At 64.8% G+C, this 12,282-nt stretch carries 9 protein-coding genes; 7 read left to right on the forward strand and 2 right to left on the reverse strand.

Annotation, left to right across the window (positions count from 1 at the left end):
- Positions 1-66 precede the first annotated feature (66 nt).
- Positions 67-852, reverse strand: a complete 786-nt coding sequence (locus tag JQ635_RS12350; RefSeq protein ID WP_211410129.1) for an alpha/beta hydrolase — start codon at positions 850-852, stop codon at positions 67-69.
- A 252-nt stretch (positions 853-1,104) separates the two neighbouring features.
- On the opposite strand from JQ635_RS12350, the gene JQ635_RS12355 reads away from it, so the two are divergent.
- The 6 genes from JQ635_RS12355 (at position 1,105) to JQ635_RS12380 (ending at position 8,425) form a co-directional block, all read left to right on the forward strand.
- A complete protein-coding gene (locus JQ635_RS12355) occupies positions 1,105-1,464 on the forward strand; it encodes a hypothetical protein (RefSeq protein ID WP_246583473.1) in 360 nt (119 codons plus the stop codon).
- A gap of 111 nt (positions 1,465-1,575) precedes the next feature.
- Positions 1,576-2,103 (forward strand): hypothetical protein, encoded by a 528-nt coding sequence (locus JQ635_RS12360; protein WP_211410130.1) that lies wholly within the window; start codon positions 1,576-1,578, stop codon positions 2,101-2,103.
- A 20-nt stretch (positions 2,104-2,123) separates the two neighbouring features.
- Positions 2,124-3,296 carry an efflux RND transporter periplasmic adaptor subunit gene (locus JQ635_RS12365; RefSeq protein ID WP_211410131.1) on the forward strand — a complete coding sequence of 391 codons (1,173 nt, stop codon included), beginning with the start codon at positions 2,124-2,126 and terminating at the stop codon, positions 3,294-3,296.
- Positions 3,293-6,433 (forward strand): efflux RND transporter permease subunit, encoded by a 3,141-nt coding sequence (locus tag JQ635_RS12370; protein ID WP_211410132.1) that lies wholly within the window; start codon positions 3,293-3,295, stop codon positions 6,431-6,433. Before JQ635_RS12365 ends, JQ635_RS12370 begins: the two co-directional genes overlap by 4 nt.
- Positions 6,420-6,836 carry a thioesterase family protein gene (locus JQ635_RS12375; protein WP_211410133.1) on the forward strand — a complete coding sequence of 139 codons (417 nt, stop codon included), beginning with the start codon at positions 6,420-6,422 and terminating at the stop codon, positions 6,834-6,836. Before JQ635_RS12370 ends, JQ635_RS12375 begins: the two co-directional genes overlap by 14 nt.
- A gap of 215 nt (positions 6,837-7,051) precedes the next feature.
- Positions 7,052-8,425 (forward strand): sensor histidine kinase, encoded by a 1,374-nt coding sequence (locus JQ635_RS12380; protein ID WP_246583474.1) that lies wholly within the window; start codon positions 7,052-7,054, stop codon positions 8,423-8,425.
- 17 nt (positions 8,426-8,442) lie between these two features.
- Here the strand turns inward: JQ635_RS12380 and JQ635_RS12385 are convergent, their stop codons facing one another.
- A complete protein-coding gene (locus JQ635_RS12385) occupies positions 8,443-10,740 on the reverse strand; it encodes an FdhF/YdeP family oxidoreductase (RefSeq protein ID WP_211410135.1) in 2,298 nt (765 codons plus the stop codon).
- A 246-nt stretch (positions 10,741-10,986) separates the two neighbouring features.
- On the opposite strand from JQ635_RS12385, the gene JQ635_RS12390 reads away from it, so the two are divergent.
- Positions 10,987-12,234, forward strand: a complete 1,248-nt coding sequence (locus JQ635_RS12390) for an oxalate decarboxylase family bicupin (RefSeq protein ID WP_211410136.1) — start codon at positions 10,987-10,989, stop codon at positions 12,232-12,234.
- Positions 12,235-12,282 lie beyond the last annotated feature (48 nt).

The following is a 12,282-nucleotide window of genomic DNA, read 5'->3' on the forward strand; positions in this document are numbered from 1 at the left end:
GGAGTGCTGTCTCTCCCGCCGGCCTTCCTTCTGCCGGTCGTGCGTCAGGGCCGGCAGAAAAGGATTTCAGCGCGTGGCCGGTTGCTGGATGCTGCGCGCGGCGCGGGTGATGACGGCCGCCACTTCCTTCGGATGGGACTCGTAGACGGAGTGGCTGGCGCCCGGGATCACGGTGGTCTGGCTCTTGGCGCGCTCGTAGTACCAGCGTTCGAGATCCGGATTGATGATCTGGTCGCTGCCGGCGACGATGCCCCAGCTCGGCTTGGTTTTCCACGCAGCCGCGGTCAGCGGCGTGCTGAACACCTGGGTCGCCGCCAGCACCTGGGAGTGCGAAACGAACTCGGCCCGCTCGCGCGGCAGATCGGGCGCGAACAGCTTTGGGAATTGCACGGGATCGAGATAGGTGAACTTGTCGGGCGTGACCTTGATGACACCCTCGGTCTTGCCGAGCACGCTCGGCGTCTTCTTGCCGAGCGCCGATTCATCCTCGCCGACGTCGGGTGCATGCGCGGCGACGTAGATGAGGCCGACGACGTTGGGATGGACGCCGGCCTCGGTGATGATCGAGCCGCCATAGCTGTGACCGACGAGAAGCGTCGGGCCGTCCTGGAGATCGAGAATCCGCTTCGCCGCGGTGACGTCGTCGGCAAACGAGGTTTCGGGCTCCTGCACCATCGTCACGCGGAAGCCTTCCTTGGTCAGGATCTCGTAGACGGGCTTCCAGCCCGACGCATCGACCCAGGCGCCGTGCACCAGGACGATGTTCTTCAGGGGTTCCGCGCGCGCCGGGGTGACGGTCGCGAACAGGGAGAGGGCGGCAGCAAAGGCGAGGCCAGCGTTGAGGTGTTTCATGTCGGGATCACTCCGGATTGGAATGATGCGACACTAGGTTCGGCGCTCCCTTGCGTATTTCGGCAAACAACGGCGCTTGCCACTTCGCACGCCGGCAAATCCGTCGCCGCTCCGATCCCGCCTACGTCCGGATTCTCTGATGGCACGACCTCGCGCGCATGCAGTGCGGCTGACGTTCGTAAGCGAAAGACGGCGTGTATCGGCTCTGTCATTCGAGACGAACGTTCAACCATCGACACGAGAGGATCGACAATGACATCGAATTCACTCATCCCGATTGCAGTTGCCATGATAATCCTCGTGAATGCGGCCTCCCCGGTTCATGCAGCGTCCTGCGAGGCTTCGATCGGACGTGTCCAGGCGAAGCTGGACGCGGCCATCGAGAAGAATGCCGGCGCGCATGGCTGGGGCCCGGAAAGCCTCAGTGCGCTGCGCAGTCATCAGCCTACGCCGCGATCGCTGGCGGAGGCTGAAGGCGCGAGCGGAGCGCAGCTTCGGCTCGCGCTCGATGCGCTCGATCGCGCGCGTGCCGCGGGCCGCTCCAGCGACATCGCCAGGTGCCGCCGGGAGCTGTCCGAGGCGACGCTGATGCTTCAGAAGCAGTCGCAATGAGGGGGATGCTTCCCGATCGTGCGGTGAGACAGCGGGACGTGCTTTCAGGAAATACCGGATCGCCGGCCGCTCCCTATCGTCCCGCGCAAATGAAAGACTCCGGAGCAGCCCATGCGAGAACAGCCCCTATCGAACAGGTTCGGATGCCGCCGGTTCGCATCGATGCATCTGCGCGCGGCGCTCGCAGCTGGCCTGATATGGCTGATCCCGGCTGCGGCAGATGCGCAAATGACGCTGCCGACGACGCCGCCCTCCGTCGGCATGTCCGCGACCTCGCCGCTCAACCTCGGCGCGACGCGGCCTGAAGGCATTCCGCTGGGCTCGACCGAAATCGTAACGCCCGGAATATCCCCGATCAATCCTGTGCAGGGCATGACCAACTGCGCGCCATCAGGCAATGCGGGATCGTCAGGCGCCCCGTTCGACGGCGGCGGGCTCTCCGGAAGCTCGTCGCTCGCCTGCGCCAACGGCACGGCTTCCCAGTCGCCCTTGCCTCCCTCGACATCGACGGTCGGCCGCGTCGGGATTCCGCTTGGGTCCACCGAACTCGGCGGCGCCGGAATCAGTCCGTTCGTGCCGGTGCCCGGACCCACGTCCATGGGCAGCACAGGGTCGATGGACGGCTCCGGTAATCCCTGAGATCAACAAGGACCATCACCGTGAAACGGACTCTTACCATTGCACTCGTTGCTCTCGTCGCGATCCTGATCGGCGGAGGCCTCTGGTTCTTCGGCCGCGACAAGAAGCCAGCCGTGGCGGCCGCTCCGGTGCCCACGGCCGTGCCGGTGGTCGCCGCCACCGTCACGGGCAAGGACGTCCCGATCTACCTGCGCGGCATCGGCACAGTGATCGCCTACAACACCGACGTCGTGCGCAGCCAGATTCAGGGACAGATCGTCAAGATCGCCTTCACCGAGGGACAGACGGTCAAGAGCGGCGACCTGCTCGCCCAGATCGATCCGCGCCCTTACGAGGCCCAGATCGAGCAGCTGACCGCCAATCGCGACAGGGACCAGGCCCAGCTCGCGAACGCCGAGGCTAATCTCGCCCGCTACAATCAGCTTGGCGACAAGGGCTATGCGACCCCGCAACTGATCGAGACGCAAACGGCGCAGGTGGCGCAGCTCAAGGCCGCCGTAAAGGCGGACCAGGCCCAGATCGACGAGGCCAATGTCCAGCTCAGCTACACGCGCCTGACATCGGCGATTCCCGGCATCACCGGCGTGCGCCAGATCGACGTCGGCAACGTGATTCATCCGACCGATCCCAACGGGCTCGTTGTCGTCACGCAGATCGAGCCGATCTCGCTGCTGTTCACCCTGCCGCAGACCGACCTGCCGGTGATCCAGCAGCACGCCGCAAAGGGAGAGCTGAAGGTCATCGCCTACAGCCAGGACAACAAGATGAAGCTCGACGAGGGCACGCTGCTGCTGGTCAACAACGAGATCGCGGGCACGACCGGCACCGTCCAGCTCAAGGCGGTGTTTCCGAACCATGAGCATCGGCTGTGGCCAGGACAGCTGGTCAACGCGCGCCTGTTGCTCGAGGTTCAGAAGAACGCGCTCACTGTCGCCGGCTCGGCCGTGCAGCAGGGGCCGAACGGCAGCTATGTCTATGTCGTATCTCCCGACCAGACCGCGGCCTTGCGTCCCGTTCACGTCGCGCAGATCAGCGACGGGCAGGCCCTGATCGACCAAGGGCTGAAGTCGGGCGACGTCGTCGTGGTCGACGGCCAGTATCGGCTGACGGAAGGCAGCCGCGTCCGCGAGTTGCATGGCAAGGCGGCGCGCGAAGCCGACCTTCAGAGCTCCGTGCAGGACGCGCTTCCATGAACCTCTCCGCGCCCTTCATCCTGCGACCGATTGCAACCGCGCTGCTGATGGCTGGCCTGCTGCTGCTCGGCCTTGCGGCCTATCCGCTGCTGCCGGTCGGAGCGCTGCCGAACGTCAATTACCCGACGATCCAGATCTCGGCGCAGCTGCCCGGCGCCGATCCCGGCACCATTGCCTCGTCGGTCGCCACGCCGCTCGAGCAGCAGCTCAGCCAGATCCCAGGCATCACGCAGCTTACCTCGTCCAGTGCGCTCGGCGTCGCCCAGCTCACGGTTCAATTCGAGCTGTCACGCACGGTGGACAGCGCGGCGGTGGACGTGCTCGCCGCGATCAATGCCGCAAGCCCTTTCCTGCCGCCGAACATCCCCTACCCGCCGACGATCAGGAAGGTGAACCCGGCGGAGACGCCGATCATGCTGATCGCGCTGACGTCGGACTCGCTGCCGCTGACGACGGTGGACGCTTATGCCGAAAACATCCTGCTGCCGAAGATTTCGCAGGTTCCCGGCGTAGGCCTCGTCGGCATCGGCGGCCAGCAGAAGCCCGCGATCCGCGTCCGCGTCAATCCGCAGGCGCTTGCCGCCCGCGGCATCGGCCTCGAAGACGTCCGCAGCGTGATCGCCGGCGCCAACGTCGATCTGCCGAAGGGCACGCTGAACAGCCCGCGCGTCACCTATACGCTGAACACCAACGACCAGTTGCTGAAGCCCTCCGCCTACGAAGACCTCATCATCGCCTATCGCAACGGCTCGCCAGTCCGGATACGCGACGTCGGCAACGCGATCGAGGGGCCCGAAAACGACCTCCTGGCCGGCTGGTACGGCAAGGAGCCCGCCGTCATCCTCGCCGTCCAGCGCGTCCCTGGCGCCAACGTCATCGAGACGGTCGACCGCATCAAGAAGCTGCTGCCGCAGCTCCAGGCCTCCGTTCCGCCGGCGATCAAGGTGACGATCGCCGCCGATCGCACCGCCACCATCCGCGCCGCGGTCTCCGACGTGCAGTTCACGCTGATGCTGACGGTCGCCCTGGTGGTGATGGTCATATTCCTGTTCCTGCGGAATTTCTGGGCCACCGTCATCCCCGCGATCACGGTTCCGCTGGCACTGGTCGGGACATTCGCGGTGCTCTATGTGCTCGGCTACAGCCTCGACAACCTCTCGCTGATGGCCTTGTCGATCGCGGTCGGCTTCGTGGTGGACGATGCCGTCGTCGTCATCGAGAACATCGTGCGCCATCTCGAGCAGGGCATGACGCCGATGGAGGCCGCGCTCAAGGGCTCCGCCGAAATCGGCTTCACGATCGTCTCCATCACCCTGTCGCTGATCGCGGTGTTCATCCCGCTGTTCCTGATGGGCGGCTATGTCGGCAAGCTGTTCCAGGAATTCGCCGTCACGATCACTGCCTCGCTGCTGCTGTCGCTGGTCATCTCGCTCACCCTGACGCCGATGATGTGCGCGCGGCTCCTGAAGGACGATTCACGGAGGAAGCACGGCAAGCTCTATCTCGTCTTCGAACGCGGCTTCGATGCGCTGCTCGCGCTCTACGCGCGAGGCCTGCGCGTCGTGCTGCGCCATCGCTTCGTGACACTGCTGGTGATGCTCTCGACCATCGCGCTGACCGGCTATCTCTACGTGATCATTCCGAAGGGCTTCTTCCCGCAGCAGGACACCGGACAGATCGTCGGCATCACCGAGGCCGCACAGGACATCTCCTTCCCCGCGATGTCCGAACGGCAGCAGGCGATTGTCAACATCCTATTGAAGGATCCGGCAATTCAATCGGTGGCAAGCTATATCGGCCCCGGCGGCCCGACGGCAACGCTCAACCAGGGGCGCATCTTCATCGTCCTGAAGCCCAAGCCGGAGCGCACGGCGAGTGCCGACCAGATCATCAACCGCCTGGGCCCCCAGCTCGCCCACATCCAGGGCATCAGGCTCTACATGCAGGCCGCGCAGGACATCACCATCGGCGCCCGCCTGTCGAAGACGCAGTATCAGTACACGCTGACGGATGCCGATTCCAACGAGCTCACGCACTGGTCGGCGATCTTCCTGGAGAAGCTCCGCGCGCTCGACGCCATCACCGACGTCGCGAGCGACCAAGCCAATGCCGGTCCGCGGCTGGAGGTCACCGTCGATCGCGAAGTCGCCTCCAGTTTCGGCATCCTGCCCACGACGATCGACAACACGCTCGACGACGCCTTCGGCCAACGCATCGTCTCCACCATGTTCACCTCGCTGAACCAGTACCACGTCGTGATGGAGGTCGATCCGCGCTTCCAGTACGGGCCCGAAGCGCTCAAGGACATCTACCTGAACTCGGCCTCCGGCCAGCAAGTCCCGCTCAGCACGCTGGTTCACAGCGTCATCAAGCCCGCACCGATCCTGATCAATCACCAGAGCCTGTTTCCCTCGGTGACGATCTCGTTCAACCTGCGGCCGGGCGTGGCGCTGGGCGATGCGGTGACGGCGATCCAGAAGATCGAGAAGGACACCGGCAAGCCCGCCTCGCTATCGACCTCGTTCCAGGGCAACGCGCAGGCGTTCCAGTCCTCCCTGTCGGGCACACCGCTGCTGATCGGGGCGGCGCTGATCGTGATCTACATCATCCTCGGCGTTCTCTATGAGAGCCTGATCCACCCCATTACGATCCTGTCGACGCTGCCGTCGGCTGGCATCGGCGCGTTGCTGCTGCTGCTGGCGGTCCACATGGATCTCAGCGTCATCGCGATCATCGGCATCATCCTCTTGATCGGCATTGTGAAGAAGAACGGCATCATGCTGGTCGACTTCGCCCTCGAGGTGGAGCGCCAGCATGGGCTCAGCCCGGAAGAGGCGATCTACCAGGCCTGCACGCTGCGCTTCCGCCCGATCCTGATGACGACGATGGCGGCGCTGCTCGGCGGCGTGCCGCTGATGATCGGTTCCGGCACCGGCGCGGAGCTGCGCCAGCCGCTCGGCTATACGATCGTCGGCGGCTTGATGCTGTCGCAGATCCTGACGCTCTACACCACGCCCGTCGTCTATCTCTATCTCGACCGGCTCAGCAACTGGCTCACCGGACGCAAGCCGCGGGCCGGGACTTCCACCCCATCCAAGACCGAGGCGGAGACGGAATTGAGCCATGAATCCGCTTGAGAAGGTGACGACCGGCATGACGGCGGAAAAGCTGGTGACCGTCACGAGCGAGATGACCGTCGGCCATGTGGTGCCGGGCATGCCGGAAGTCTACGGCACGCCGATGATGATCCTGCACATGGAAATGGCGGCCGGATCGGCGGTTCAGCCGTTCCTGCCGGCAGGCCATGTCAGCGTCGGAATGATGGTCAGCATCCGCCATCTGGCGGCAACGCCGGTCGGCCGTACGGTGCGCGCGGTCGCGCGGGTCATCGCGATCGAGCCTAGAAGCGTCCTGTTCGAGGTCGAGGCCTGGGACGGCGACCGCAAGATCGGCGATGGCACGCACCGACGCGGTGTCGTCGATCTCGCCGAGTTCGAGCGGCGGTTCGGAGTCACCAGATCCGTGGCCGAGATAGCCTAAAGTCGCACGTAGCTCGGCAGCGGCTTCGTGCGTTTTGACAAAGCGCATGCGAGAACGCAAAAGACCACTCTTCGGCGTCGCGGTAGACCTTCCGCATGACGCTCGAACGCGTGGATGGCTCTAACTCCGTACAGCCCCAGCGATGGTGGCGCCGTTTGCTGCCGATCCAGACAATACAGGATCGGATTCTGCTGTGGGCTTGGGGTAGCCTTGTTTTGACCCTGCTGTCCTTCGCCTGCTCACTGCTTGGCGACAATTTCACGGCGATCGCTTTCGCCGCTTTTCTGGCCGCTTCGCTGACGCTCGTCGGCGCGATCATGGATATCACGGCCCTGAAGAAGGCCCATACCGAGCTGGAGCGGAGCGAGCTGCGCTACCGCCATTTGTTCAGCCGGATGCCGATCGCATTCCGGCAGCTCGACGCCAGCAGGCTGGTCGCACTGTTTCGAAAGTTGCGCGCCGAGGGCGTCAAGGATCTCGGCGCCTATTTCGACAGCCATCCCGAGTTTCTGCGGACCTGCATGGATGCACTCTCGTTTCAGGAGGCCAATGAACGAGCCATCCAGATGTTCGGAGGAGGCGTCGAGGGCTATGTCGGACGTTCCATGGCCGAGAGCTGGAAGGAGCGACCCGATACGTTCCGGCGGGCCATGGAATCCCGTTATCGCGGCGAGACCAATTTCGAGGAAGAGACCAGAATGGTCACGTGGGACGGCCGCGTCGTCGACGTTCTCTTCACGACCGCGCGCGTCGGCCCCATCAATGATCTCGAAGTCAGCCTGGTCGGCACCATCGACATCTCGCAGCGTATTCGCGCGCAGCAGAAGCTCCAGCAGGTGCAGGCCGAGTTCGCGCATGCCGCGCGGGTCTCGATGCTCGGCGAGCTCACCGCCTCGATCGCCCACGAAGTCAATCAGCCCCTGGCCGCCATTGCCACCAACGGCGCCGCCGGGCTGCGGTGGCTGAACAGGCCGACACCCGACATCGCCGAGATTCGCAAGACCATCGAACACATCGTCGTGGACACCCAGCGCGCCGCGAACATCGTTGCGCGCGTTCACCGAATGGCCTCGCGGAAAGCCCCCGAGCAGGAATCCCTGTCGTTTGACGAGATCATTCGCGAAGCGCTTCTGTTCCTGCGGCACGAGATGGAATCCCGCAACGTAGCGATTCTTCATCGACCTGACCCGAGCGAGCCGCAGGTGTTCGGTGATCGCACCCAGCTGCAACAGGTGATCGTCAATCTCGCCATCAACGCAGTGCAGGCGATGACGCAAGCCGGATATGACGATCGCAGGATCGTCATCAGCACGGTCACGCAGGACGCGGCCACGCTGTGCTGCTCCGTGGAGGACAACGGTCCCGGCATCGCTGCCGAACATGTCGGCCGGCTCTTCGAAAGCTTCTTCACGACCAAGGAGAGCGGCATGGGCATGGGGCTGCCCATCTGTCGGTCGATCGTCGAAGCACATGGAGGCCGGATCGGCGCGGAGGGCAGCGCCACGCATGGCGGCGCGCGCTTCTGGTTCACCCTGCCGATTTCCGCAGCGCCGGCTTCGCCGCGGTCCGATCTCCGTGCGGATGCCTGACCGCGTCTTCTCCGCGGTTACCCCTGTTGCTCCGGGCCGGCCGAGCGCACCAGACGGATCGGGACACCCTTGTATGACGGCGTGAAGCTGAGGGGGTCGCGGGCATAAAGCGGCACCAGCGGATTGGTCTCCGGATAATACGCCGCACAGCAGCCGGCCGGGAAGGAATAGGCGACGGTGCGGAAGTTGCGCACGATCCGCTCGGCGCCGTCGGTGGAGGCGGTGATCAGGTCGACGCGGTCGCCGTCGGCCAATCCCCGCTTCTTCAGCTCGTATTCGTTGAGGAACACCACGTCGCGCTGGCCGAACACGCCGCGGTAACGGTCGGACATCGAGTAGAGCGTGGTGTTGTACTGGTCGTGGCTCCGTATGGTGGTGAGCCACAGGAAATCATCATCGCTCTGCGGCGGGTCCTCGCCGCAACCCGGGAAGACCAGGAAGTTCGCCTTGCCCGACGGTGTCGCCCAGATGCGTTCGCGCGCCGTCGAGGTGAGATGGAAGCCGCCGGGCACGCGGATGAGGGCATTGTAGCCCTGGAAGATCGGGAACACCGCCTCGATCGCATCGCGGATGCGGTCGTAGTCGGCAACGAAGCCGTCCCAGTCGACCACCGTGCGCTCGCCCAGCGTCGCCTTGGCGACGCCGGCGATGATCGCGACCTCGCTGAGCAGATGCTCCGATGCCGGCTTGTTGCGGCCGCCGGACGCATGCACCATCGACATCGAGTCCTCCACCGTGATCGACTGCGGCCCCGATGCCTGGATATCGATCTCGGTGCGTCCGAGACACGGCAGGATCAGGGCGGCGCGGCCGTGGATCAGGTGGCTGCGGTTGAGCTTGGTCGAGACGTGGACGGTGAGATCGAGCTTGCCGAGGGCTGCCTGGGTCGCCTGCCAGTCCGGAATGGCGGCGGCGAAATTGCCCCCCATCGCGAAGAAGGCCTTCACCTCGCCGCGGATCATGGCTTCCAGCGCGGTGACCACGTTGTGCCCCGGCGCGGACGGAGGCTTGAAGCCGAAGCGTTGCTCCAGTCGCTCGAGGAAGTCCGCCTTCGGGACTTCCGTGATCCCCACGGTGCGATCGCCCTGCACGTTGGAATGGCCGCGAACCGGGCAGACGCCGGCGCCCTCGCGCCCGACATTGCCGCGCAACAGCGCGAGGTTGGCGATCTGCTGGACGTTGTTCGCACCGCGCCAATGCTGGGTGATGCCCATGCCGTAGACGAGGATGGCGCGCTCCGCCTTCCTATAGGCGCCGGCTGCATATTCCATGTCCTCGCGCGTCAGGCCGGACTGGCGTTCGATGTCTGGCCACTGCGTGCGCTTGAGATCGTCGATCAGCGCCTCGACGCCGACGGTGTGACCGCGGATGAAATCCCAGTCCAGGATCTCCGGCTGCTCGGCGGCGCGGGCGGCCTCGTCCGCCTCGACCAGGACCTTCATGATCCCCTTGAGGACGGCGACGTCGCCGCCGACCCGGACCTGGAAGAGCTTCGAGCTGATCGTCGTCGACGACAGCGTGATCATCTCGACCGGGCTCTGCGGCGCCTGGAAACGCTCCAGCGCCCGCTCGCGGAACGGGTTGAAAGAGATGATGGAGGCGCCGCGGCGCGCCGCATTGCGCAGGCTGGTCATCATCCGCGGGCTGTTGGTTCCCGGGTTTTGGCCGAAGATGAAGATGCAATCGGCCTTGTCGAAATCTTCCAGCAGCACGGTGCCCTTGCCGACGCCGAGCGAGTGCGGCAGGCCGACGCTGGTCGCCTCATGGCACATGTTCGAGCAGTCGGGGAAATTGTTGGTGCCGTATTCGCGCACGAAGAGCTGGTAGAGGAAGGCGGCTTCGTTCGAGGTCCGCCCGGAGGTGTAGAACTCCGCCATGTTCGGATCCGGCAACGCCTTCAGCTCACGCCCGATCATGTCGAACGCATCGCTCCACTCGACCGGGAGATAGCGGTCGGATGCGGCATCGTAGGCCATCGGATGGGCGAGCCGACCGACCATTTCGAGATCGTAGTCGCTCCAGCCCGCAAGTTCCGTGACGGTATGCTCGGCGAAGAATTCGGGCGTGCAGCGCTTCGACGTCGCCTCCCAGGCGATCGCCTTGCCGCCATTCTCGCAGAATTCGAACGACGATGTGTGCTTCGGATCGGGCCAGGCGCAGCCGGGACAATCGAAGCCCTCCGGCTGGTTCATCCGGCGGAGCGTCGCCGCGCCCTTCAGCGGCACCCGCTGCACCAGCAGCGCCTCGCTGAGCGCCTTGAGTGCGCCCCAGCCGCCGGCAGGTTCACGGTAGGGACGAACCGATTTCGTGGTCATCTCGATGTCTCTCGATCTGGCAATTCTCCGGCGAGTTAAGGATTGGGCGGGCATGGCCGTCTTCTCAAAACGACGTGGAATTTCTCAATTGCACACGTTCGGTCCCAGCCGTCCTGCCACAGCAGCCAGTGCGTTCCGGCAAAAAGAGCGCTGTTCCCGGAAGCTGAAACCACGGGCGGAAACTAGGCTTGGCGGTTGGAGCCCGTCGCCACGGAGGGCTTTCGACAATTTCAGGAGCGCCCCAAGATGTTTTCAAGACGTGATCTGCTGGCCATGTCTGCGGCAGGTGCCGCCATGGTCGGCTCCAGTGCGCAGGCCGCAACCTTCGGCAATCCCGATGAGCCGCCGCAAGGCGCCATCAACGCCAAGAGCCCCGGCAGCCTGACCGATCCCGGTCCGCAGAATCCCGCACTGGCCAAGCAGTTTCCCTCCGCGCAGACCCCGCCCGCGACCGACGTCGGCGGCCTGCCGATGGATTGGGCCTCGTTCAACAATGCGCCGAAGCGTATCCAGAATGGCGGCTGGGCCCGTCAAGTCACCGTCGAGGATTTTGCCATCTCCAAGGAGATCTCCGGCGTCAACATGCGCTTGTCTGCCGGCGGCATCCGCGAGCTGCATTGGCATCAGGCCGCCGAATGGGCGATCATGACCTACGGCAGCTGCCGCATCACCGTGCTCGACACGCAGGGGCGCCCCTATGTCGGCGACCTCAAGGCCGGCGACCTCTGGTACTTCCCGCCGGGCGCGCCGCATTCGCTGCAGGGCCTGGGTCCCGACGGCTGCGAGTTCGTGATCTGCTTCGACGACGGCCACGCTAACGAGTTCAACACGCTGCTGGTGACAGACTGGCTCGCCCATACGCCGCCCGAGGTGCTGGCCAAGAACTTTGGTGTGCCCGCGGACGCCTTCGCCAAAATACCGCTGCACAATCTCTGGATCTTCCAGGGGACGGTGCCCGGCGATCTCGCCGCCGATCGCGCCGCAATCGCCAAGCATGCGGAGGCACCGCCCTACCCCTTCATCCATTCGCTCGGCAGCTCAGCCCCGGTCAAGGAGAGCTCCGCCGGCAGCATCCGCGTTGCCGACAGCAGCAACTTCAAGGTGGCCACCACCGTCGCTGCGGCGCTGGTGACGATGCCGCCGGGCGCGGTCCGGGAGATGCACTGGCACCCGAACGCCGACGAGTGGCAGTACTACATCAAGGGCAAGGCGCGGATGACGGTGTTCGACACCGGCCCCAACGCGCTGACAACGGATTTCTCGGCCGGCGACATTGGCTATGTCCGGCGCAATCTCGGCCATTATGTCGAGAATATCGGCGACACAGAGCTGCAGTTCGTCGGCGTGTTCCGTGCGCCGCGCTACGAGGAGGTCTCGCTCTCCAACTGGCTGACCCACACACCGCCCAAGCTGGTGGCCCAGCACTTCAACATCGACGAGAAGCTGGTCGCGCAATGGCCGGACAACAGCCCCGGCGTCATGCCCAAATCCTGAACGACTTCGGGCCCTGAATGAGAAAGGCGCCGAATCCGGCGCCTTTCT

The sequence above is a fragment of the Bradyrhizobium iriomotense genome (assembly GCF_018130765.1).
In the GTDB taxonomy this organism is placed as follows: Bacteria; Pseudomonadota; Alphaproteobacteria; order Rhizobiales; family Xanthobacteraceae; genus Bradyrhizobium; species Bradyrhizobium iriomotense_A.